Annotated in this window: 22 protein-coding genes, 1 tRNA gene and 3 pseudogenes; 18 read left to right on the forward strand and 8 right to left on the reverse strand. The window is 70.2% G+C overall.

What is annotated here, in order from left to right:
• Positions 1 to 156: pseudogene (locus tag CCN35_RS29380) on the reverse strand (type II toxin-antitoxin system PemK/MazF family toxin); the annotation flags it as partial.
• A gap of 214 nt (positions 157 to 370) precedes the next feature.
• Here CCN35_RS29380 and CCN35_RS12460 point away from each other — a divergent pair.
• Positions 371 to 1,123: an MBL fold metallo-hydrolase gene (locus CCN35_RS12460; RefSeq protein ID WP_067388142.1), complete on the forward strand. Its 753-nt coding sequence runs from the start codon at positions 371 to 373 to the stop codon at positions 1,121 to 1,123.
• Positions 1,124 to 1,213: 90 nt separating this feature from the next.
• Here CCN35_RS12460 and CCN35_RS12465 read toward each other — a convergent pair whose 3' ends face one another.
• The gene (locus CCN35_RS12465) at positions 1,214 to 2,461 is read right to left on the reverse strand and encodes a PTS transporter subunit EIIC (protein WP_067388144.1); all 1,248 of its coding nucleotides are present in this window, start codon (positions 2,459 to 2,461) and stop codon (positions 1,214 to 1,216) included.
• 207 nt (positions 2,462 to 2,668) lie between these two features.
• On the opposite strand from CCN35_RS12465, the gene CCN35_RS12470 reads away from it, so the two are divergent.
• From CCN35_RS12470 to CCN35_RS12480, 3 genes are all read left to right on the forward strand, one after another.
• The gene (locus CCN35_RS12470; RefSeq protein WP_067388146.1) at positions 2,669 to 2,902 is read left to right on the forward strand and encodes a PTS sugar transporter subunit IIB; all 234 of its coding nucleotides are present in this window, start codon (positions 2,669 to 2,671) and stop codon (positions 2,900 to 2,902) included.
• Positions 2,903 to 2,982: 80 nt separating this feature from the next.
• Complete coding sequence (rph, locus tag CCN35_RS12475; RefSeq protein WP_086792620.1) at positions 2,983 to 3,720, forward strand: ribonuclease PH; 738 nt, start codon at positions 2,983 to 2,985, stop codon at positions 3,718 to 3,720.
• 15 nt (positions 3,721 to 3,735) lie between these two features.
• The gene (locus CCN35_RS12480; RefSeq protein WP_086792622.1) at positions 3,736 to 4,338 is read left to right on the forward strand and encodes an XTP/dITP diphosphatase; all 603 of its coding nucleotides are present in this window, start codon (positions 3,736 to 3,738) and stop codon (positions 4,336 to 4,338) included.
• A gap of 14 nt (positions 4,339 to 4,352) precedes the next feature.
• Here the strand turns inward: CCN35_RS12480 and CCN35_RS12485 are convergent.
• Positions 4,353 to 4,439 (reverse strand) — tRNA-Leu (locus CCN35_RS12485).
• Between the two features lie 39 nt (positions 4,440 to 4,478).
• Positions 4,479 to 4,946, reverse strand: coding sequence for a thioredoxin-dependent thiol peroxidase (gene bcp, locus CCN35_RS12490; RefSeq protein WP_067388152.1), 468 nt, complete (start codon positions 4,944 to 4,946; stop codon positions 4,479 to 4,481).
• 141 nt (positions 4,947 to 5,087) lie between these two features.
• Here bcp and CCN35_RS12495 point away from each other — a divergent pair, with 141 nt between their 5' ends.
• Positions 5,088 to 5,408, forward strand: a complete 321-nt coding sequence (locus CCN35_RS12495; RefSeq protein ID WP_067388154.1) for a DUF3618 domain-containing protein — start codon at positions 5,088 to 5,090, stop codon at positions 5,406 to 5,408.
• Positions 5,409 to 5,462: 54 nt separating this feature from the next.
• On the forward strand, positions 5,463 to 5,819 hold the full coding sequence (locus tag CCN35_RS12500) for a GroES family chaperonin (RefSeq protein ID WP_067388156.1): 357 nt from the start codon (positions 5,463 to 5,465) through the stop codon (positions 5,817 to 5,819).
• 79 nt (positions 5,820 to 5,898) lie between these two features.
• On the opposite strand, the gene CCN35_RS12505 is transcribed toward CCN35_RS12500, so the two are convergent.
• Positions 5,899 to 8,316 carry a transglycosylase domain-containing protein gene (locus tag CCN35_RS12505; protein ID WP_107501047.1) on the reverse strand — a complete coding sequence of 806 codons (2,418 nt, stop codon included), beginning with the start codon at positions 8,314 to 8,316 and terminating at the stop codon, positions 5,899 to 5,901.
• Between the two features lie 203 nt (positions 8,317 to 8,519).
• On the opposite strand from CCN35_RS12505, the pseudogene CCN35_RS29385 reads away from it, so the two are divergent.
• From CCN35_RS29385 to CCN35_RS12515, 3 genes and pseudogenes are all read left to right on the forward strand, one after another.
• Positions 8,520 to 8,726 (forward strand): annotated as a pseudogene (locus CCN35_RS29385) (ABC transporter permease); the annotation flags it as partial.
• Between the two features lie 19 nt (positions 8,727 to 8,745).
• Positions 8,746 to 8,865: pseudogene (locus CCN35_RS29390) on the forward strand (methionine ABC transporter ATP-binding protein); the annotation flags it as partial.
• Positions 8,866 to 8,874: 9 nt separating this feature from the next.
• Positions 8,875 to 9,564 (forward strand): DUF1707 SHOCT-like domain-containing protein, encoded by a 690-nt coding sequence (locus CCN35_RS12515; protein WP_067388158.1) that lies wholly within the window; start codon positions 8,875 to 8,877, stop codon positions 9,562 to 9,564.
• Between the two features lie 165 nt (positions 9,565 to 9,729).
• Here CCN35_RS12515 and CCN35_RS12520 read toward each other — a convergent pair whose 3' ends face one another.
• Positions 9,730 to 11,067 (reverse strand): SGNH/GDSL hydrolase family protein, encoded by a 1,338-nt coding sequence (locus CCN35_RS12520; RefSeq protein ID WP_086792624.1) that lies wholly within the window; start codon positions 11,065 to 11,067, stop codon positions 9,730 to 9,732.
• Positions 11,068 to 11,331: 264 nt separating this feature from the next.
• Here CCN35_RS12520 and CCN35_RS12525 point away from each other — a divergent pair, with 264 nt between their 5' ends.
• Positions 11,332 to 12,651: a DUF445 domain-containing protein gene (locus CCN35_RS12525; protein ID WP_086792634.1), complete on the forward strand. Its 1,320-nt coding sequence runs from the start codon at positions 11,332 to 11,334 to the stop codon at positions 12,649 to 12,651.
• 54 nt (positions 12,652 to 12,705) lie between these two features.
• Here CCN35_RS12525 and CCN35_RS12530 read toward each other — a convergent pair whose 3' ends face one another.
• Positions 12,706 to 13,221: a hypothetical protein gene (locus CCN35_RS12530; RefSeq protein ID WP_067388164.1), complete on the reverse strand. Its 516-nt coding sequence runs from the start codon at positions 13,219 to 13,221 to the stop codon at positions 12,706 to 12,708.
• A gap of 113 nt (positions 13,222 to 13,334) precedes the next feature.
• Here CCN35_RS12530 and CCN35_RS12535 point away from each other — a divergent pair, with 113 nt between their 5' ends.
• Positions 13,335 to 14,291: a GlxA family transcriptional regulator gene (locus CCN35_RS12535; RefSeq protein WP_086792626.1), complete on the forward strand. Its 957-nt coding sequence runs from the start codon at positions 13,335 to 13,337 to the stop codon at positions 14,289 to 14,291.
• Positions 14,292 to 14,377: 86 nt separating this feature from the next.
• Here the strand turns inward: CCN35_RS12535 and CCN35_RS12540 are convergent, their stop codons facing one another.
• On the reverse strand, positions 14,378 to 15,256 hold the full coding sequence (locus CCN35_RS12540) for a universal stress protein (RefSeq protein WP_086792628.1): 879 nt from the start codon (positions 15,254 to 15,256) through the stop codon (positions 14,378 to 14,380).
• Positions 15,257 to 15,745: 489 nt separating this feature from the next.
• Here CCN35_RS12540 and CCN35_RS12545 point away from each other — a divergent pair, with 489 nt between their 5' ends.
• The 7 genes from CCN35_RS12545 to CCN35_RS12575 form a co-directional block, all read left to right on the forward strand.
• Complete coding sequence (locus tag CCN35_RS12545) at positions 15,746 to 16,219, forward strand: carboxymuconolactone decarboxylase family protein (protein WP_067388433.1); 474 nt, start codon at positions 15,746 to 15,748, stop codon at positions 16,217 to 16,219.
• A 188-nt stretch (positions 16,220 to 16,407) separates the two neighbouring features.
• The gene (locus CCN35_RS12550) at positions 16,408 to 16,827 is read left to right on the forward strand and encodes an Hsp20/alpha crystallin family protein (protein ID WP_086792630.1); all 420 of its coding nucleotides are present in this window, start codon (positions 16,408 to 16,410) and stop codon (positions 16,825 to 16,827) included.
• A 99-nt stretch (positions 16,828 to 16,926) separates the two neighbouring features.
• On the forward strand, positions 16,927 to 17,397 hold the full coding sequence (locus CCN35_RS12555) for a DUF2267 domain-containing protein (protein WP_067388172.1): 471 nt from the start codon (positions 16,927 to 16,929) through the stop codon (positions 17,395 to 17,397).
• Positions 17,398 to 17,930: 533 nt separating this feature from the next.
• Positions 17,931 to 18,332 carry a DUF6507 family protein gene (locus tag CCN35_RS12560; protein ID WP_143631520.1) on the forward strand — a complete coding sequence of 134 codons (402 nt, stop codon included), beginning with the start codon at positions 17,931 to 17,933 and terminating at the stop codon, positions 18,330 to 18,332.
• Positions 18,333 to 18,337: 5 nt separating this feature from the next.
• On the forward strand, positions 18,338 to 20,614 hold the full coding sequence (locus tag CCN35_RS12565) for a hypothetical protein (protein ID WP_067388174.1): 2,277 nt from the start codon (positions 18,338 to 18,340) through the stop codon (positions 20,612 to 20,614).
• Positions 20,611 to 21,627, forward strand: coding sequence for a hypothetical protein (locus CCN35_RS12570; protein WP_067388176.1), 1,017 nt, complete (start codon positions 20,611 to 20,613; stop codon positions 21,625 to 21,627). Before CCN35_RS12565 ends, CCN35_RS12570 begins: the two co-directional genes overlap by 4 nt.
• A 74-nt stretch (positions 21,628 to 21,701) precedes the next feature.
• On the forward strand, positions 21,702 to 22,334 hold a 633-nt coding region (locus CCN35_RS12575; protein ID WP_245863135.1), incomplete at its 3' end, for a DUF6177 family protein.

The following is a 22,334-nucleotide window of genomic DNA, read 5'->3' on the forward strand; positions in this document are numbered from 1 at the left end:
GAAGCGGCCGGACCGGCCGGACCGGTCGCCCGGACGTCCGGGCGGACGCGTCCGGCGGTTTCCCGGCCTGGGGGCCCGCCCCCAGCCGTCGACGAGCGCGGCGACGAGCGCGAGCAGCACCACCGCTGCGAGCGCCGGCCACCAGGACGTGTCCATGGGGACGACGGTACCGGCGCACGACGCTCCGTGCGCGCCCTCTTCCGGCTCTTGGGCGCCCCACATCCAGCCGAACCGGTGACACCGCAGGTGAGTTCGCCCACAACAGCCGTTGCCGAAGGAGCGATCGGACCTTTCGCGCCTTACGCTCGACGGACCGCACGGCCCCCGTCACCTTCTGTTCGCTGTTCCCGCCAGCGGAGGTTCCTGCTTTATGAAGCTCACCGTCGTCGGCTGCTCGGGGTCGTTCCCGTCCGCGGAATCGGCCTGCTCGAGCTACCTGGTCGAGGCCGACGGCTTCCGGCTGCTTCTCGACCTGGGCAACGGCGCCCTGGGCGCGCTGCAGCGCCACTGCGGTCTCTACGACCTCGACGCCGTCTTCCTGAGCCATCTGCATGCCGACCACTGCATCGACATGCTCGGCTACTTCGTCGCGCGCTACTACCGGTACGAGGGTGGTCGCTGCGACCCCATCCCGGTCTACGGCCCCGAGGGCACCGAGCACCGGCTCACCACGGCTTACGCCGACACCCCCACCGCCTCCTCCATGAGCGAGGTGTTCGACTTCCACACGGTGAAGCCCGGCACCTTCGAGATCGGCCCCTTCACCGTGCACACCGACCTGGTGGCGCACCCCGTGGAGGCGTACGGCATCCGTGTCGAGCACGGCGGCAAGGTGCTGACGTACTCCGGGGACACCGGGGTGTGCGAGGCGCTGGACGGACTCGCCCGCGACGCCGACCTGTTCCTGTGCGAGGCCGCCTTCACGGACGGCAAGGAGGACATCCCCGACCTGCACCTCAACGGCCGTGAGGCGGGCGAGACCGCCGCCCGTGCCCGCGCCCGCCGGCTGGTCCTCACCCACATTCCTCCGTGGACCGACCCCCAGGTCAACCTGGCCGACGCCCGTGCGGCCTACGCCGGCCCGGTGGAACTGGCGGCTCCGGGCGCGACGTACGAGATCTGAGCCCCAGGACGGGAGAAGGCCCCCGGTCCCGGACGGCGGTCCGGAACCGGGGGCCTGTGCGTGGGGGCCGGGCCCGTGCCCCGCGAGGGCCTATGCCTTGGTGAGGTCCTCGGCCTGCTCCTCGGGCTCACGGCCCGGGGTGGGCAGATCGAACCTGGTGATGGCGAAGCGGAAGACCACGTAGTAGATCACCGCGAACACCAGGCCGATCGGGACGATCAGCCATGGCTTGGTCGCCAGGTTCCAGTTGAGGACGTAGTCGATGAAGCCCGCGGAGAAGGTGAAGCCGGCGTGCACACCGAGCGCCCAGGTGATGGCCATGGACAGGGCGGTCAGCACCGCGTGGATCGCGTACAGCGCCGGGGCGATGAACACGAACGCGAACTCGATCGGCTCGGTCACACCGGTCACGAAGGACGTCAGCGCCAGCGAGATCATCATGCCCATCACGGCCTTGCGGCGCTCGGGGCGGGCGGAGTGCGCGATCGCGAGGGCGGCGGCCGGCAGACCGAACATCATGATCGGGAAGAAGCCGGACATGAACTGGCCGGCACTCGGGTCACCGGCGAAGAAGCGGTGCAGGTCTCCGTGGACGACCTCGCCGGCCGCATTGGTGAAGTCGCCGATCTGGAACCAGGAGACGGTGTTGACGAACTGGTGCATGCCGACCGGGATCAGCGCGCGGTTGACCAGGCCGAACAGACCCGCGCCGAGGGCACCCAGGCCGGTGATCCACTCGCCGAGAGCGGAGATGCCGTCACCGATCGGCTCCCAGACCAGGCCGAAGAAGACGCCCACCAGGGTGCCGACGAAGGCCATGATGATCGGCACCAGGCGCCGGCCGTTGAAGAAGCCGAGCCAGTCCACGAGCTTCTTGCGGTGGTAGCGCTGCCACAGCACCGCCGACAGCAGCCCCATCAGGATGCCGCCGAGCACCCCGGGGTTGTTGTAGGTGGCCTCGATTATCTTCCCGTCCTCGATGCGCTGCTCGGTGAGCGGGAAGGCCTTCAGCACATTGCTGTAGACCAGGAAGCCGACCAGGGCGGCCAGTGCGGTGGAGCCGTCCGCCTTCTTCGCGAAGCCGATCGCGACACCGATGCAGAACAGCATCGGCAGATTGTCGAAGAGGGCGCCACCGGCCGTGGCGAACACCGCCGTGACCTTGTCGGGCAGATGCAGCTTGGCCTGGATGTCGTCCTGGCCCAGCCGCAGCAGAATGCCGGCCGCGGGCAGAACGGCGATCGGAAGCTGCAGGCTGCGGCCCACCTTCTGCAAGCCCTGGAACAGGCCGGATCCCCGCTTCTTCGCGGGAGCCGCCGTCGACGTGGCGGTGCTCATACATCCTCCATCGGTGGTGGTCTACACCACGCAGTGGTGTAGACCTGTTGTAGCACGACGAAGTGGCACAAGGAACCCACCGGGGGTCCCGCTTCGCCCATCGCTCACGCCCGTCCGGCGAAGCACTTCCTTCCCATGGTTGGCCACTGGCCCCAAAGTGGTGTAGACCAGTCCGCAGACGGTTGGCTACGACCAGGGAGAAGGAACATGGCCAGCAAGGCTGAGAAGATCGTCGCCGGGCTCGGCGGCCTCGACAACATCGAAGAGGTCGAAGGCTGCATCACCCGCCTCCGCACCGAGGTCAAGGACCCCTCGCTGGTCGACGAAGCCGCCCTCAAGGCCGCCGGTGCCCACGGCGTCGTCAGGATGGGCACCGCCGTCCAGGTCGTCATCGGCACCGACGCGGACCCCATCGCCGCGGAGATCGAGGACATGATGTAGCGCCGCGGCCCACCGCGCCGCACCGGGAAGGGGCTCCCTGCGGAGGAGCCCCTTCCTCGTGGAGGACTAGGCTCGAGGCCATGTCTCGAATCGACGGCCGCACCCCCGAACAACTCCGCCCGGTCACCATCGAACGCGGCTGGAGCAAGCACGCCGAGGGCTCCGTCCTCGTCTCCTTCGGCGACACCAAGGTCCTGTGCACCGCCTCCGTCACCGAGGGCGTCCCGCGCTGGCGCAAGGGCAGCGGCGAAGGCTGGGTCACCGCCGAGTACGCCATGCTCCCCCGCGCCACCAACACCCGGGGCGACCGCGAGTCCGTCAAGGGCAGGATCGGCGGCCGCACCCACGAGATCTCCCGCCTCATCGGCCGCTCCCTGCGCTCGGTCGTCGACTACAAGGCCCTCGGCGAGAACACCGTCGTGCTGGACTGCGACGTCCTCCAGGCCGACGGCGGCACCCGCACCGCGGCCATCACCGGCGCGTACGTCGCCCTGGCCGACGCCGTGGCCTGGGCCCAGTCCAAGAAACTGATCAAACCCGGCCTCCAGCCGCTCACGGGCACGGTCAGCGCGGTCTCGGTGGGCATCGTCGACGGAGTCCCCCTGCTGGACCTCTGCTACGAGGAGGACGTCCGCGCCGACACCGACATGAACGTCGTCTGCACCGGCGACGGCCGCTTCGTCGAGGTCCAGGGCACCGCCGAGGCCGAACCCTTCGCCCGCGACGAACTGAACACCCTGCTCGACCTCGCCGCCGCCGGCTGCAGGGACCTCGCGGCCCTCCAGCAGACCGCCCTGAACCAGTCCCTGAACCAGTAAGGGGAGCAGCCCAGCATGACCCGACTGATCCTCGCCACCCGCAACACCGGGAAGATCGCCGAACTGCGGGCGATCCTCGGCGACGCCGGCCTGCCCCACGAACTGGTCGGCACGGACGCGTACCCGGAGATCCCCGACGTCAAGGAGACCGGCGTCACCTTCGCGGAGAACGCCCTGCTGAAAGCCCACGCCCTCGCCCGGGCGACCGGCCTTCCCGCGATCGCCGACGACTCCGGCCTCTGCGTCGACGTCCTCGGCGGCGCCCCCGGCATCTTCTCCGCCCGCTGGGCCGGCCGCCACGGCGACGACCAGGCCAACCTGAACCTGCTCCTGGCCCAGCTGGCGGACGTCCCCGACGAACACCGGACCGCCCACTTCGCCTGCGCGGCGGCCCTCGCCCTGCCGGACGGCACGGAAAGGGTGGTCGAGGGCCGGCTCCGCGGCACCCTGCGCCACAAGCCCGCGGGCACGAACGGCTTCGGCTACGACCCGATCCTCCAGCCGGAGGGCGAGACCCGCACCTGCGCCGAACTGTCCCCGGAGGAGAAGAACGCCATCAGCCACCGCGGCAAGGCGTTCAGGGCCCTGGTACCGGTGGTGCGGGAACTGCTCGGATAGGCCGGAAGGGAAGCTGGTGCGGCCGGAGGGACTCGAACCCTCACGGGAGTTACCCCACTGGGACCTAAACCCAGCGTGACTGCCAATTCCACCACGGCCGCCCGGTGCTGCCCGGCCATGCTACTGGTCGGGCGGCAGCCTCAGATGCCGAGATCCTTGATGATCTTGGCCACGTGGCCGGTGGCCCTGACGTTGTACAGGGCGCGCTCCACCCTGCCCTCCTCGTCGACGATCACCGTGGAGCGGATGACGCCGACGACCGTCTTGCCGTAGAGCTTCTTCTCGCCGTAGGCGCCGTAGGCCTCCAGGACCTTCTTGTCGGGGTCGGAGAGAAGGGTGACCCTCAAGGACTCCTTCTCACGGAACTTCGCCAGCTTCTCCGGCTTGTCGGGGGAGATGCCGACCACGTCGTAGCCGGCGCCGGCCAGCAGGTCGAGGTTGTCGGTGAAGTCGCAGGCCTGTTTGGTGCAGCCGGGGGTGAGGGCAGCCGGGTAGAAGTAGACGATGACCTTGCGGCCCGCGTAGTCGGACAGCGACACCTCCTTGCCGTCGGCGTCGGGCAGGGTGAAGGCGGGGGCTGCGTCCCCGGGCTGGAGCCGCTCGGTCATCGAAGGTCGTCTCCTCGTGGGTGCCGATACCGTGTCGCTCCGAGGGTAACCGGGGGTACCGGCGGCACGGCCGGAGCTAGAACTGACAGACTGTGTCGAACAGGAAGCAGTCAGGAAGCAGTCGACTTCGGAGGCGTTGCGGTGGCGGACACCAGAACCCCGGCTGAGATCGAGGCGGACATCAGACGCCGCCGTGAGGTGCTGGCCGAGATGCTCGACGAAATCGGGATGAGGGTGCACCCGAGGACCATCGTCGGGGACGCCAAGGCCAAGGTGGTCTCCCAGGTCGACCACACGCTCGGACGGGCCTATGTGCAGGTCAACCGGGTCGTGAGCGAGGTGCGGGCGCAGTTCGTGGACGAACAGGGCGCTCCCCGTCTCGAGCGGGTCGTCCCGGTCGCGCTCGTCGCCGTCGGACTGGTCGGTCTGCTGGCGCTCGGTTCCCGCAGGCGCCGGGGCTGAGCCGCTCGGCCCCCACCGCGTGCGGACGCGCCGGGAGCAGGTAGGTTTTCAGGCGTGAGCGCCAAGAGTAATGAGCAGAGCAGCCACCACGACAAGCTGCCCATCCGGATGCTGCACGACCGGGTGCTCGTCCGGCAGGAGAACAACGAGGGCGAGCGGCGTTCGGGCGGCGGCATCCTGATTCCCGCGACGGCGGCGGTGGGACGCCGGCTGGCCTGGGCGGAGGTCGTGGCGGTCGGACAGAACGTGCGGACCGTGGAACCGGGTGACCGCGTGTTGTTCGACCCGGAGGACCGTGCCGAGGTCGAGGTGCGCGGGGTCGGGTACGTGCTCATGCGCGAGCGTGATCTGCACGCGGTGGCCGCGGACCGCTTCGAGGGCTCGGAGGACTCCACCGGCCTGTACCTGTAGCCGTGCCCGGAGGCGGTGCGTGGGGCGAGAGCCCTTCGACGCGGGGCCGGTGACGTCCGTCACCGGCCCCTGCTGGTGTTCAGGACGGCCTTCGGCCGCCGAACACGCCGGTCGTCGTGGTGCCGTCGCCGGTGGTGCCGCCCGGTGAGCCCCAGCCGCCGTCGTGGCCGCCGGGTCCGCCGGGATCGCCGGGCCCACCGGATCCGCCGGGGGTGCCCGCGGTGTCGCCGGGCGGGGTGCCTCCGGTGTCCGCGCCGGTGCCGCCGGTCGGCGGCAGGCCGCCGGTGTCACCGGTGGTGCCCTCCGTGGTGGTCCCGGTGGTGCCCTCCGTGCCGCGGCCCTCGGTGTCCTGCTCCCGGCCCTCGGTGTCCTGGTCCTGGGAGTCCTGGTCGCCGGTGTCCGTGTCGTCGTGCTCGTCCTCGCCGTCGGCGTCCGGCGTCTCGGCGGGGGCGGTGGGCGGGGCCGCGGGCTGGTCGGCGCCCGGCTGGAGCTGGAGGTCGAAGTCGGTGACCGGCCTGCCCCTCAGGGCGTCGCGGGTGAACTGGGCCCAGATCTGTGCCGGCGGTCCGCCGCCGTTGACGCGGTCCAGGCCCAGGGCGCCGTAGAGCGGCTTGTGGTGGGCGGTGACCGGGTCCTGGCCCATGACGGACACGACGGTGGCCAGGTCGGGGGTGTAGCCGGCGAACCAGGCCGCCTTGTCCTCCTCGGCGGTGCCGGTCTTGCCGGCGGCCGGGCGTCCGGCGGCCTGGGCGGCGGTGGCGGTGCCGTTCTGGACGACGCTGCGCAGGACCGCGGTGGTGGTGTCGGCGGCCTGGCGGCTGATCTTCTGGGACTCGTCGCGCTCGGGCAGGTCGATGATCTCGTTCCCGTTCCTGGTGATCTTCTTGATCATCGTGTACGGGATGTGCTTGCCGTGGTTGGCGAGCGTGGCGTAGGCCTGGGCCATGTCCACGACGCTGGCGTTGGCCACTCCGAGCGCGATGGACGGGGTGGCGGTCAGGGAGGGGGTGTCGGCCGGCAGGCCGAGGGCGAGAGCGGTGTCCTTGACCTTCTCGCAGCCGACGTCCACGGCCATCTGGGCGTACACCGCGTTGACCGACTTGTCGGTGGCCTCGCGGACGGTGATGGTGCCGTAGGAGCGCTGGTCCTCGTTCTCGGGGGCGTAGAAGCCGCTCCAGCCCTCGACGGGGCGCTTGTTGGTGCCGTCGTAGTAGGTGTTCGGGGTGATCAGGCGGCCGTCGCGGGTCTGGGAGGAGTGCTCGACGGCGGCGGTGAACACGAACGGCTTGAAGGTGGAGCCGACCTGGAAGTCCCGGCGGGTGGCGTTGTTGGTGTACTGCTTGACGTAGTCGATGCCGCCGTAGAGGGCCACGAGTTCGCCGGTCCTCGGGTCGATGGCGGCGCCGCCGGCCCGGACGTAGGTGTCGACCTTGCGGTTCTTCTTGTCGAGCTTGCTCATCAGCTGGTCGTCGACGGCCTCGACGAAGGCGTCCTGCTGGTGCTTGCGCAGGGTCGTGGTGATGCGGTGGCCGCCCGCGTCGAGCTGTTCCTCGTCGAGGATGCCGTTCTTGGCCAGGTAGTCCTTGACGGCGCGGACGATGTAGCCGCGCTGTCCGGCCATGCCGACGGGGGCGGTGGCCTCCTTCGGCATGGGGAAGGTCGTCCTCGCCCGCTCGGCGGGGCTCAGCCAGCCCTCGGAGACCATGCCGTCCAGGACGTAGTTCCAGCGGGCCAGGGCGGCGGGCTTGTTCTCGGGGTGGGCGACGACGTCGTACCGGCTGGGGGCGTTGACCAGCGCGGCCAGGTAGGCGGCGCGGGCCGGGTCGAGATCCTTGGCCTTGATGCCGTAGTACGCCTGGGCGGCGGCCTGGATGCCGTAGGCGTTGCGGCCGAAGTAGCTGGTGTTGAGGTAGCCCTCGAGGATCTTGTCCTTGGACTGGTTGCGGTCCAGCTTGATCGCGATGAAGAACTCCTTCACCTTGCGGGTGAGGGTCTGTTCCTGGCCCAGGTAGTAGTTCTTCACGTACTGCTGGGTGATCGTGGAGCCGGACTGCCGGCCCTTGCCGGTGGCGGTGTTCCAGGCGGCGCGCAGCATGGCCTTGGGGTCGACGGCGGACTCGGTGTAGAAGTCGCGGTCCTCGGCGGCGAGTATGGCGTGCTGGGCGGCCTTGGAGATCTGGTCGAGGCCGACGTTCTCGCGGTTGACCTCGCCGTCGCGGGCGATCTCGGTGCCGTCGGCGTACAGGTAGACGTTGGCCTGTTTGACGGCCAGGGCGTTGGCGGGCGGGATTCTCACCAGCGAGTAGCCGAGGAAGAACGCGCCGATGCCCAGCAGGGTGACGACGATGAAACCGCCGAGCATCATGCGCCAGGTCGGGACGGCCCGGCGCCATCCGGTGCGGCGGGGCCGGTCGTCCGCACCGGCGTCCGCGTGCGCCGCCGGCTGCGGCGCGGCCTCGTCCCGGTGCGGCGGCTGCGGCTTCGGCTCGTCGCTCATCGTGTGCACGGACTCCTGTTTTCGCGTCGTACGTTCCCGTACGTCCTCGTGCGCCTTCTGCGTCCCTGGATGAAGACTCTCGCATCGGACGTTCCGTTCCCGCTCGCGCACACCTGTCGAGCCGGAAAATGCGCGGAAAGTCACGTCCTGGGTGCAATGGGCTGACGTGCTTCGCCGGCGCGGGTGCGGGGGAGGCGGCGGGCGTGGGTGCCGGTCGGTTGTGCGCGGCCGTCGTGGCGGGGGGATTCCGCCGGTACGCGACGTACCGGACGGCGACGGTGGCCGGGGTGTTCACGAACACCGTGTTCGGCGTGATCCTCGTGCACACGCATCCGGCGTTGCGGGACGCCCGGCCGCATCCGGGCGGCTACGACCCGGCGCAGGCGGTGACGTACGTGTGGCCGGGCAGGCGTTCCCGGCGGAGACGGGTCGGCGGCCGGGCTGGTCGCCCGGATCGCGGCCGCGTACCCGTTGGCCGGCCTGTCGGTGCGGGAACCGGACATCGAGGCGGTCATCGGGAGGATGTACGCCGGGAAAGCGGTCTCGTAGGCTGCTGCCATGACGGAAGACCTCCCGGAGCTTCGCGCTTCCGACGCCGATCGTGAAAGAGTCGCCGAACAACTGCGGGACGCCCTCGCGGAGGGCCGTCTCGACATGACGGAGTTCGAGGAGCGGCTGGAAGCGGCGTACAAGGCGCGGACCTACGGCGAACTCGCGCCGCTCACCCGGGACTTGCCCGTGCCCGGGGTGAGTGCTCCGACCGTCGACATGACCAAGCGGCAGGAACCGGACGGCGATTGGTCCGGCCGGGTGGTCGGCGGCGAGGGAACCTCGTCCTGGGCCGTCGCCGTCATGGGCGGCTTCGAACGCAAGGGCGGCTGGGTCGTGCCCAAGCGGTTCAACTGCGTCGCCTTCTGGGGCGGCGGCACCGTCGATCTGCGCGAGGCCAGCTTCGCCGACCGCGAGGTCGAGATCAACTGTGTGGCGATCATGGGCGGTGTGGACGTGATCGTGCCGCCCGGTGTGGAGGTCGTGGTCCGCGGCGTCGGCATCATGGGCGGCTTCGACCACCGGGAGAACGGCGTTCCGGCCGAGCCGGGCGCCCCGCGGGTGATCGTGACCGGTGTGGCCTTCTGGGGTGGTGTGAGCGTCCGGCGCAAGCTCACGGCGGCGCAGCGCCGCCAGCTGAAGGAGGAGCGCCGCAGGGAGAAGCTGGCCCGCAAGGAGAACCGCCGGGAACTGTCCTGAGAGCCGCCGCGGGGCCGGCACGAGCGCTGTCGTGACGCTTCCCGTCCCAGGGGGCGCGGCCATTCGCCCCGCGGGCGGCCGCGCGGCCGTGACGGGCGCGGGCGGGCCGGGCGCCCGGGGCACTTCCCGGGGGTGGGCACGCACACCCGCTCCACGCCGGTGCGCCTACAGCGTTGCCGGCACCGCGCCCTTCAGCTCCCGGAGGTCGAACACCTCCGCCATCCTCCGGTACCCCTGGTCGCTCGGGTGCAGATGGTCACCGGAGTCGTAGACGGGCCGCAGCCGCCGCGGAGCGTACGGGTCCCGCAGCGCCCGGTCGAAGTCGACGACCGCGTCGAACACCCGCCCGCTGCGGATCTCGGCATTGACCTGCTGCCGCACGGCCTCCCGCTCGGGCGTGTACCGCCGGTGCCCCTCGAACGGCATCAGGGTCGCCCCCACGACCTTCAGCCCCCGGGCGTGGGCCCGCTCCACCAGTGCCCGCAGCCCGGCGGTGATCTCGTCCGGGCCGGCGGGCCGCGGGGAACGCAGGATGTCGTTGATCCCGAGGGCGATCACCACGACCTCGACCCCGGTCCGCTCCAGCACGTCCCGCTCGAAGCGGACCATTCCGCTGGGGTTGTCCGCGGGCCGCCCCAGTCCGCTCGTGAGCACCCGGTTCCCGCTGATCCCCTCGTTGACGACGCTGTAGCGCGGCACGTCGTCCCGGCCCCGCTCGACCGCGGCCCGGATCCGCCGGGCCAGGACGTCGGTCCAGCGCCGGTTGGCGTTGACGGTCGAGGTGATGCCGTCGGTGAGCGAGTCCCCGAGGACGACGACCGTCCCCTCGGCCTCGGTGCTCAGCACGTCCAGCGCGGTCAGATGGCGCCAGACCGTCGTCCGCTCGGTGTACGGCGCCCCGGTCGTGTCCTCGGTGCGGTCCCCGGCGGCGACGTAGGAGATCTGCCGGGCGCGCGGGTGGTGGGTGACCGGCCCCGAGGAGGCGGGGGAGTAGGTGGTCACCAGCACGTCGGCTCCCCGCGGCACGGCGATCCGCACCGCGTCGCTCGTCACCTGCCCGCCGGGCGGCACCCTGACCGAGGCGGCGCCGGAGAAGGTGAGCCGCCGCATGGTGCCCGCCGCGGCGGCCGCGCTGCCCTCACGGGCGGCGATCGCGATCGAGGCGTGGGTGATGTGCAGCGGCGACCGGCCGTAGAGGTTGGACAGGGTGATCCGGGCGCTCGTCCCCGCGACGCTCGCGTGCACGACGTTGCGCACCGAGCGGCCCGCCATGCCGTGGAGCTCCGTGCCGGGTTCCGCGGCGGCCGGGGCAGCGGCCCAGGCACCGACCCAGGTGCCGGTGGAGACGGGGGCGGCGGAGCTTGTGGGGGTGCGCCCCCCGGCGAACGGGCCGGCGGGCCGGCGGCGGGTGTCGGAGGCGGTCCCGGCGTGGAGGACGGCGGACACGACGACGATCAGCGCGAGGACCGCGGTCAGCAGGGCACAACCGTGACGCCTGGTCATGCGGGCGTTGCTCTCCTCGGTTCCCCCTCGGTTCTCCTCGGCCCCCTCGGTTCTCCTCGGCCCCCTCGGTTCTCCTCGAGGGCCTCGGACGGCGGAAGCCCGGAGCTCCCAGTCCGACGGGCACATGATCTTTCATGGGTGCGGGAGCGGTGCCAGGACCCTGCCGGCGACCCCTTCCCGACAGACGCCGGGAACTCTCGCTCCGTTCCGGGAGTCGGTCAGGAAGGGACAATTGTGTGCGGGATCACCGAACGGGTGGAGCGGATGGAACAGACGACACAGGGCGGTCCGGACGCGACGGAGGCCGCCTCCCACCGCACGATGACCGTGTTCAGTCCCGCCGACGAGGAGCGGGCCCGCGGGGTGCGCCGGATGAAACTGACCGCCACCGGGCTTTTGCTGCTCGTGGCCGTGGTGTACGCCCTTTCCACCTGGGCCGGGCACGCGGGCGCCGGCGCCTGGACGGCCTATGTCGCGGCTGCCGCCGAGGCCGGCATGGTCGGCGCGCTCGCCGACTGGTTCGCGGTCACCGCCCTCTTCCGCCACCCGCTCGGCCTGCCCATCCCGCACACCGCGATCATCCCGAACAAGAAGGACCAGCTCGGCGTCTCACTGGGCGAGTTCGTCGGCGAGAACTTCCTCTCCCAGGAAGTGGTGCGCCGGAGGCTGCGCGCCGTCGGCATCAGCAGCAGACTGGGCGCCTGGCTCGCCCGGCCGGAACACGCCGACCGGGTGACGGCGGAACTGGCCACCGCGCTGCGCGGCGCCCTGACCGTTCTGCGCGACTCCGATGTGCAGGCCGTGATCGGCGAGGCGATCAACCGCAGGGCCGAGGCGCAGGAGATCGCGCCCGGCCTCGGCAAGCTGCTGGAGAGGATCGTCGCCGACGGCGGCCACAAACGGGCCGTCGACCTGATCGTCTCCCGCGCCCACGACTGGCTGGTGCTGCACAGCGACTTCGTCAGGGAGGCCGTCCAGGGCGGCGCGCCCGGCTGGACCCCGAGGTTCGTCGACCGGAAGGTCGGTGAGCGGGTCTACAAGGAGCTGCTGCGCTTCGTCACCGAGATGCGGGACATGCCCGGCCACCCCGCACGCGGAGCCCTGGACCGCTTCCTCGCCGACTTCGCCTCCGACCTGCAGTCCGACACCGACACCCGCGCGCGGGTCGAACGGCTCAAGAGCGAGGTGCTGGGCCGCGGCGAGGTGCAGGACCTGATCGCCTCCGCCTGGAGCGCCCTGCGCGCCATGATCGTCTCGGCGGCGGAGGACGAGCGCAGCGAGCTGCGGCTGCGCGTCCGCGCCTCGCTGCTGTCCCTGGGGGCCCGGATGGCCGGGGACCCCAAGGTCCAGGGCAAGATCGACGGCTGGCTCGAGGACGCGGCGGTGTACGTGGTGACGACGTACCGCAAGGAGATCACCTCCCTGATCACCGACACGGTCGCCGGCTGGGACGCCCAGCACACCACCCGCAAGATCGAGGCCCACATCGGCCGCGACCTGCAGTTCATCCGGATCAACGGCACGGTGGTGGGCGCGCTGGCGGGCCTGGCGATCCACACGGTGTCACGGGCGCTGGGGGCGTAGACGGCCCCGGGGCACCCAGGGCGCGGCCCCGGGACACCCAGGGCCGCGGTGGCCTCACACCCCCGTCGTCGAGCCCGGCCTGACGATCATCAGCACGGTCACCACGGCCCAGAGCAGATTGAACACACCGGTGAGCATCGCGAGCCGGACGGTGGCCTCCCGGGTGACGGCGGGAGCGGCGGCGACGGCGACGTCACCCGGGCCACCGCCGCCGTCCTCCGTGGACCGCTGCTCGAGGCTCTCGGCGATCGCGGTCTGCCGGGGCAGGACGAATGCGACGAGCAGCAGGGCGGCGAGCGCGGTCAGCGCCATCGACACGATCAGCCACGTGTCGCCGAGCACGCCCATGTTCTTGGCCGTGGCCAGCCCGAACACGGGGACGACGACCCCGACGACGGCGTACACCCGGCAGATCCGCAGCAGGAGCCGTACGGTCCCCACGGCCCGGGGGTCGTCGGGTGCGGCCAGCGCCCTGCGCGCGGCGGGCGGAAACATGCTGGCGGCGACGGAGACGGGCCCGATCGCGACGATCGCGGCCAGAACATGCACGGAGAGGAGGAACGCGGTCACGCCCCGACGCTAAAGGTGAGGCCGATCATGAAGAAGTGGCAGGAGTGACAGCTGTCGACGGATTCTCGCCACCTGCCGTGCGGGTGGCGGACGGCCCCGCCTAGGCTCGCGCCATGCACCTCGTGGCCGTCCTGGCGCTGGACCAGGTGATCCCGTTCGACCTCTCCGTCCCCGTCGACACCTTCGGCCGGGTACGGCTGCCCGACGGCGAGGAGCCCTACGAGGTCCGGGTGTGCTCGGTGGCACCGGAGGTGAGGGCGGCGGGCGGTGTGTTCACCGTGCGGGCGCCCCACGGCCTGGAGACGCTGGCGGAGGCCGACACGATCGTCCTGCCCGGACAGGCCGACCCGACCGGGCCGCTCCCGCCGGGCGTCGCCGACGCGCTGCGCACGGCGGCGGCGAACGGCACGCGCATCGCCTCGATCTGCGTGGGCGCCTTCACCCTCGCCGCCACGGGCCTGCTGGACGGACGGCGTGCCACGACGCACTGGGCCGCGGCACGGCAGCTGGCCGAGCGCCATCCGAGGGTCACGGTCGACCCGAAGGTGCTGTACGTCGACAACGGCCAGTTCCTGACCTCGGCGGGCGCCGCCGCGGCGCTGGACATGTGCCTGCACATGGTCCGCAAGGACCACGGCTCGGCGGTCGCGGCCCACACGGCCCGCCTGTCGGTGATGCCGCTGGAACGGGAGGGCGGCCAGGCCCAGTTCATCGTCCACGAGCTGCCCCCGGCCCCGGCCGGCACCACGCTCGAGCCGCTCCTGCGGTGGCTGGAGGAGAACTGCGACCGCGACCTCACCCTGGAGGAGATCGCGTCCCGCGCCGGCATGAGCACCCGCACCCTCAACCGACGCTTCCGCGAACAGACCGGTACGACGCCGATGCGGTGGCTGCACCGGACGAGGGTGCGGCGCGCCCAGTACCTGCTGGAGACGACGCCGTACCCGGTGGAGCGCATCGCCCTCAAGGCCGGCTTCGGCTCCCCGACGGCGTTCCGGGAACGCTTCCGCAGGGTGGTGGGGACGAGCCCGAGGGCGTACCGGAAGGCGTTCCAGGCGGCGCGGGACTGAACCGACGGGGACCAGCCGGCAGGGGCCGGACCAGCCGGCAGGGGCCGGACCAGCCGGCAGGGGCCGGACCAGCCGGCAGGGGCCGGTCACTTCTTGCCGCGGACCACGGCGATGGGGCAGTGGGAGTGGTGCAGCAGGGCCTGGCTGACCGACCCCAGCAGCAGCCCGGTGAAACCGCCGCGGCCCCGGGCGCCGACCACCAGCAGCTGGGCGGACCGGCTCGCCTCGATCAGGGCCTCCCGGGCTCCGCCGTGCACCACCCTGTGCTCCACCACCACGTCCGGATGCCGCTCCTTGTGACCGGCGATCGCCTCGGCCAGCAGACGCTCCTCCGTCTGGGCGAGCGTGCCGGGCGGGTTCGCATACGGCGCCGCGGCGTCCTGGGGCTCGGGCAGGGGCGCGTTCCACGTCGTCCAGGCGTGCAGCGCCACCAGCGGCGCCTTGCGCAGCTCGGCCTCGGCGAAGGCGAAGTCCACCGCCTTCTCGCCCGCGGCCGAGCCGTCCACGCCCAGCACGATCGGACCCTCGGGCTCCGGCTTCCCGCGCACCACCAGCACCGGACACCGGCCGTGCGCCGCCAGGTGAACCGCCGTCGACCCCACCAGCAGACCGACGAACACGCCCATGCCCCGGGAGCCGACCACCACCAGCTCCGCGGCGCGCGACTCCGCCTCCAGCACGGTCAGCGGCTCACCCGTCACCACCTCGGAGGAGACCTCCACCTCCGGCTCCACCGACCGCGCCCGTTCCACCGCATCCGCCACCAGGCGGTCGGCCATGTTCTGAAGTCCGCCGTCCGGCGGGCCCAGTGGTGACGGCCCCAGGGGCACAGGCATCACCGGCCAGATGAACGCGTGCACCACCCGCAGCCGTGCTCCGCGCAGCCGTGCCTCCCGAGCCGCCACCTCCACCGCGGCAAGGCTCGACTCCGACCCGTCCACACCTACGACCACCAGACCGGGCACCGGAACTCCTTCGTCCGAGACTTCCTCTTCTGCCCAGCCTCTCCCAGGCGGTGCCGTGCCGCCATGGGTCCAAGGGACCTCTCCACGGGGCGGTTCGGCACACAGGCCCGTGCCGACCGGCACGGCACGGTCCGTGCCCGCCGGCGCGGCAGCACGGGCCGCCGCGCCGGCGGGATGCCACGTCCGGGGGACGCCGACGCGGGCCGCGCAGCCCTCGTGCACCGCCGTGCGGCCGCCGCTTCCGCACGCGGCCACGCGCTCACCCGCGCCCGCCCGGGGCAGGAGGGACGGGGGAGGGGCGACGCCCCCTGGAGCGCCGTGGACGACGTCTCCCAAGAGGCCGTATCGGCCGGCAGCCGCGACAATGAGGTGCAGGTCACACCCGTGGGGCGTGTGGGGTTGTCACATCCGCGGGCCCGGCTCCGTCGTACCGGTGCACGCACGGACACAAGCAGCGAAAACCCTCTCGAGGAGCCCGGAATGGAAGCCCTGGAAGCCCGTCTGCCCCTGCAGGACAACCCCGTCGCGGCCGCATTCGTCCGCCGGCTCGTCTCCGCGAACAAGGCCCTCGCGGAGTCGGGACTCCCGATGGCGACGCAGGAGCTGGTGAAGATCCGCGCCAGTCAGATCAACGGCTGCGGTTTCTGCGTCGACATGCACACCAAGGACGCCGCCCACGCCGGGGAGACGGCCGTCCGCCTCAACCTGGTCGCGGCCTGGCGCGAGGCCACGGTCTTCACCGAGGCCGAGCGCGCCGCCCTGGAACTGACCGAGCAGGGCACCCGTCTCGCCGACGCCGCCGGCGGCGTGACGGACGAGGTCTGGGCCAACGCCGCCAAGCACTACGACGAGGACCAGCTGGCGGCCCTGGTCTCCCTCATCGCCCTGATCAACGCCTTCAACCGCCTGAACGTCATCACCCGGCAGCCGGCGGGCCACTACGAACCGGGCATGTTCGGCTGACGCCCTCGGCCCGGACCGCACCTGCGGCGGCCCGGTCCGGGAAAGGACCGGGCCGCCGCAGATGCATGCCCCAGGAGCTGGGGCGGATGCCCGAACCTGAGTCCATGCTTGTCAATTTTCATTCCTTAGCTTATATAAGAGGTGGTGGGGCACCGCACAACAGTGCCATCGGGAGGGAGTGACTTGTAATGCTCATGCGCTCCGATCCGTTCCGCGAACTCGATCGCCTGGCACAGCAGTTCCTCGGCGCCACCCGCCCGGGTGCGATGGTGATGGATGCCTACCGCTCGGGGGACGACCTCATCGTTCAGTTCGATCTCCCGGGGGTCGACCCGGAGAGCATCGACATCGACGTCGAACGCAACGTCCTCAACATTCACGCCGAGCGCAGGCCCCCGGCCCCCGAGGGCGCCGAGATGATCGTCGCCGAACGGTCCATGGGCAGCTTCTCCCGCCAGCTCTTCCTCGGCGAGACCCTCGACACGGATCGCATCGACGCCTCCTACGAGGCAGGCGTCCTCACCTTGCGCATCCCCGTCGCCGAGCAGGCCAAGCCACGCAAGATCCAGATCACCGGCGGCAGCGACCGCAAGCAGCTCGGCGGCTGACGCGGCGTGCCGCACGCGTCCCGTGGGTCCCGTACCCGCCCACGGGACGCAACGACGTGTCCGGACGGATCTACGACCCACGCGGAGGAGGACCGCAGGATGATCGCGCCCACGGTACGGGGAGAGAGCACGACGCGAGGCACGCATGCCCGTGACGAAGCGGTTGACCAGCGGAAGTGGAGGGAACTGACGGAGCGGGTGCAGGAGGCCGGCCAGTACACGACGAGGGCGGAGGCGGAGCGCGTCACCCGCATCGTCCTGTCCGTCCTCGGCGGTCACGTCACCGGCGACGAACGCGTGGAGCTGGCCCAGGCCCTGCCCGAGGAGGCGGCCAGGGTGATCGCCTCCCAGATTCCGGTCACCCGTCCCCTGACGGCCGCGGAGTTCGTCGACGCGGCGGCGGCCCGCATCGACGGTTCCACCCCGGCCACGGCCCGCTGGGACGTCAGCTCGGTCCTCAGCGTCCTGGCCGACCTGCTGGACGAGGAGCTGCTGACCCGCATCCTGAACCAACTCCCCTCGGGCTACGCCCTGCTGTTCGGCCGAGCGGAGCTGACACCGGCACGGTGACCCACACGGACGCCCTGCGCACGGCGGCCGCCGCAGGAACTTGCCCGCCTGCGGCGGCCGCCGCGCGTCGGCATACGGGAGCCAGGACGAGCCGGCCGGCGCAGACGCGGCCCGAGGGCAGCGCCTCAGGCCGCATCCGGTACCCGGCGAGACAGAGCCTGAGCCGGCACTGGCCCTGGACCTCGACGAACACCTGCCGCCCCCAGGGACGGTGAGCCGGTCCGCCACACCGACCAGCCGCCGGCGGTCCTCCGGCGTGCACGCCGGGAAACCGGCCCTCCGCGGGCATCAACCGGACGTTGCAGAGATCTCGCACCACCGCGCGCTCATCCTCTGCTCATGCTGCGCTCGCGGGAGCCTCCCGCCCCGGATCCCGCACGCATCACCCGGCTGGATCTCCACCCTCCACCGCTGAGCGCGTTGCTCCCGCGATCACCGGCCTGATACGGATGAGGAATTCGAATGTCAGTGCCTGACGCGATGCTGAGCGCAGCACGGTACAGGCAACGCCACGAAGACGCAGGGGGGTTGGCGTGTCGGGGTGGGACATCACGCCCAGTGGGGTGGAGTCGATCCTGTCACTGGTCGGCCTGGCGGCCGACGACCTGAGCAAGGACCTCAAGGCGTACGGCAAGAGCGTCGAGGAAGCAGCCCGGTATGCGGGCACGATCAGCGGTCCGTACTGCGGCAGCGGTCCTCCTGTCGGCCCGGTCGGCACCGCTGTGGCGAACTTCGCCTCCGACACTCGAGGGCAGATCACGTTCATGGCGGCCCGCATCAAGAAGACGATGAAAGGAACGGTGGAGGCCACCAACGCGTACATCGACGGCGATCTGACCATGGCCGCACAGACCCAGCGCGAGGCGGCCAAGGTGCCCACCCCGGCCGAACTACGCGCTGTGGCCGGACGGCCCGGCCGGAGGGGCGGGGAGTAGTCGGCGTGATAAACCCGGGGGGAATACCGCAGTACACCGGTGACTTCGACAAGCTGTCCAAGGCCGTCACCGAACTCCGTAAACGCGCGATCAGCATCCGCCGCAACGGCCAGGACGTCCACTCCCGCTTCCAGGCGACGGCCGCCTACTACAAGGCGCCCGAGGCCGACCAACTGTTCTCCTCCACCAGGCCGGTGATGGACACGGCGGACACGTTCGCCGGTCACATCGAGTCTCTCGCCGACGCCCTGGACACCTTCGCCGCCGAGGCGAAGCCCCACGCGGAGCGACTGAAACGACTGAAGGAAGAGGCCATCGCCTTCGTCGACAGCGTCGAGGGCGACGACGACTGGACGAACGACCAGAAGAAGGTCGACGAACACCAGGCCCTGATGGACGGTGTGGCGGAGGCCGTCGCGGGTTTCCAGGAGGCCGAGAGCAACGCCGTCAGGAAGATCAGTGCCATCAGCCCGGCGCTGTGCCGACCCGGCCCGAAGCCCGTCAGCGCCGACACGCTGAAGTCCATGGACAACCTTCCGTGGGGCAGTCCGGAGGGCCGCACCCATGAACGGTGGAGCCTCGGCTGGTGGGGGCACGGTATCAAGAGCTGGGTGTGGGACGGCATCGTCAAGGACAGCCTCTGGGGCGGTTTCGTCGGCCTGGGAATCCTGGTGGACGACCTCGCGGGCATCAACGGATCCCAAGCCCAGCAGGAAACCTGGGACGCCCTGAGGCGCACCCTCGTCGGCGTCTACGCCTACGGCATGGAAGCAGCCGGCCAGGGTGACCACCTCTCGGACTGGCAGCGTGGCAGCAAGGCGTACACCAAGGAGTTCGGCAAGGGGCTCATCGCCTACGACCAGTGGCAGGACGACCCGGCCCGCGCCCACGCCGTCACCTCCTTCAATCTCCTCACCCTCTTCGCCGGCCCCGCCGCGGGCCTCGCGAAGGTGAGCAAGACAGGTCGTGTCGCCGAAGCGGCAGGCACCCTGGCCAAGGTCGGCGACGCCCTCGACCCGATATCCGGCACCGCAATGGCGGCCAGAGGCCTCTCAAACCTGCCGAAGGTCTCCGAGGTCCTCGCCAACGCCACCGCCCACCTCAAGGTCCCGAAGCCCCACTTCCCGGACACCGCCCTCGACCTCAGCGATCGCTACCGCATCGACAAGCAGGGCAACCTCATCCCGCTCAACCCGGACGGCACCCCGAACCCGACCCCAGCAGTACGGGAGCCGGCGGCGGCCGAACGTTTCACCGGTGCGTTGCCCGGCGATCGTGAGCCGGTCGGGGTCGGGGCCCGGACAGGTGAGGCAGCGGCCCGCGTGGGTGGCGGTCTGTCGCCGGAGTCTGGGCAAGGTGGCGCGTCATACGGCACCGAGCCGGCAATGAGCGCCCATGACGCTTCCACTGGATCCCATGGCGAGCGCGCCAGCGGTAACGAGCAGCCCCAGTCTGGGACGGCTCACCACGGCGTAGAACACAGTAGTGGTGACGGTCGGGCTGACCATGATGCAGCGCAGAGTAGAAGTGCAGCACACGGCCGTGGTGAAGGAAATGGTGGAGCCGACAGTGGCCCCCTTGCTTCCCTGGAGGCCCCCTCGTCTGGCGATAGTGGCATGCCCATGGTTCGGGGAGGTGAGACGGAGCAGCGTGTCCGGGACGCAATCAAGGGCATCCCAGGTAGACAGCGGCCAAAGCCGGACACTCTCGAGAGAGCGCTCGACCGACTCGCTTCCAGACCAGGTGGTCAGAAGATCGCTGAAATCATCGCTTCAGGAAAGTTCAACGAATGCGGCAACTATGGGGACGTTATTTCTGCCATGGGAGCGAGGCGGGAGCAGATGTTCCAGCCTGCAACTGACCAACTGGTCCTAGCGGACGATCTCGTCAGAGGCGGTGTTCCCGAGCACGCCATTGATTTTGAGTACAAGAAACCTGCTGGTGCTGATGTGGATGTCCGGGTCAAAGATGAATCAGGCGATGTGTATGCGTACCAAATGAAGCGCTTGAACAATCCGAAGGATCCGATTAGTGAAATCACCAGAGGCAAGTATTTGGCTCAGTTGAAAGAGGCTGACGCGAAGTATTACATTATGCTTGTGGATGGCGCCAGAGGGACCCGCAAGGAGTGGATGGCCAATGGATCCTATGATGTCCTTATGGACGTCCACAACGGTAGCCGTGGGAAACAAGGGAAGGGTATCACGTTTGTTATACGCCTTGCGGACGGGAATCTTGTAGTGCCGCCTGGCAGTAAGGTCGACCCCAAGGATATATTGTGATCACTGTAAATTCTGTCGGCGACTGGTTTTGGGAAGTCGCGACGGAACCAGGGGAAGCTTCTCCCACGCGGGTAGCTGAAACAGCTGTTGCTGTGTGGAATGTGCTCGCTGCGCATGAGCTTGCGGTTCCTGTGGGCAAGGTCAGCGTTTCTGCCCGGACGGCTGGGGAAAAGAGAGACTATCGCATCAACGTCAGTCGTCTGAGTCTGGAGCCGGAACCGCTGGCCAGGGACACTGAGCTGTCCCGGGTGGTGGCCGAGGCGGAAACACTCGAGGGGGACTTTCTCTTCACGCTCCGGATTGAATGCCCTGGACTCTGGCTGGAGTCGGGAGTCAAGCACCGCGCGGAGAAACTTTTTTCCATTCATATCACATCCTGGGAAGGCGACCTCCTCACGCTGCTGCTGGAGACCTACTCCGATGCGTGGCTGACGATGGACACCCGCGACCGGGAGCAGCTGGAGATCCACGCGGCGAACTCCCCTCGGCTGGCTGCTGCTTTGCGGGAGATCTCGGACCTCATGGGCAGTGCCCCGACTCCTGGGGGTCTGAACCGCTTTGCGACCTCGACGGAGACGGGGTTCGAAGACCCGCGGGTCGAGGAGTCGGCCTACGAGGATTCCTGGGGAACGTTTGAACCCCGCGCCCGGTTGTCACTGCTTTACTCGAGGCTTCCTGACTCCGAGAACGAGTACGAGGTAGTCACCGACCATCCGGTGCGTTACTTCACGATTCGGCGCGAGGGGCGGACCCTTGGTTACCTCTGGGCCTCGACCGGCGACGAGGCGGCGGGCTATGAGCCCAGAACTGCCGCGGGGGATGACGCTTTCGACGTGGGGGCGCAATGGGTGTTGCGCCTGCGAGCGGCCCATGAACAGGGACTGACCGCACTGGCGGCACTGGACTGGGTGACCCGGCAACCGCCACAGCCGGAGATCGGGGAGGCTGCCGAGGACACACCCCAGGAGGCCCTGTCCTTGGACGCCCTGCAAGAAATGGCGAGCCGGTACTGATCTGCCACGCCCGAGATACCCGCCACCAGAGAGCGGCATTAATGGCCCAGGAAATCATTGCTCTGACACCGACCATGCCGGACACCAGGACCCTACTGGCCGCTCTCTATGCCGGAGGCCCCGACCTGCGGGTCAACCAGGCTGGCCAGGGCGCGGTGGTCCAGTTGTGCACGGAGGATGGGCGCCAGGTGGTCTCGGTCGAGGCTCCGCGTTACATCCAGGTGCCGGGGGAGACTACGCGACTGCTGGGGTCCGAGGCACAAATCGATGCACCGGTGTGGTGGACCGAGATCCGGGCAAGTACGGCTGTGCCGGAAGCGGCACGGCTGGCCGGCTCCGTGGCCGGGCGCCTGGCCACCCTGCTCGACGGTACGACCTGGCCCAGAGAAGTCGCCCACACTGAGGTCGTCACCGTCCCGACCACCGACCCGCTGACGTCCGAAGACGTCACTGGCGACGTACTCACCGAAAGCGACCTTCTTACTGACCAAGCCATCGTCGTCCTGCACGACCACCCGATCGTCGCCGCCACCACCTGGCTGACCGAGCTCCTGCGCACCGCCGCACGGACCGGCCGTCACCTGTACCTGGTCACCCCGCCCGGCACCCGTCTTACCCTGCCCACCCGCACCCTCCTGGAGCGTGCCCCCGCCCGCTGGGTCGTCCACATCCCCGGTACCGGCTATTACGACGGCCTCTCCGGCCTC

The organism is Streptomyces thermovulgaris (genome assembly GCF_002155915.1).
Lineage (GTDB): Bacteria > Actinomycetota > Actinomycetes > Streptomycetales > Streptomycetaceae > Streptomyces > Streptomyces thermovulgaris.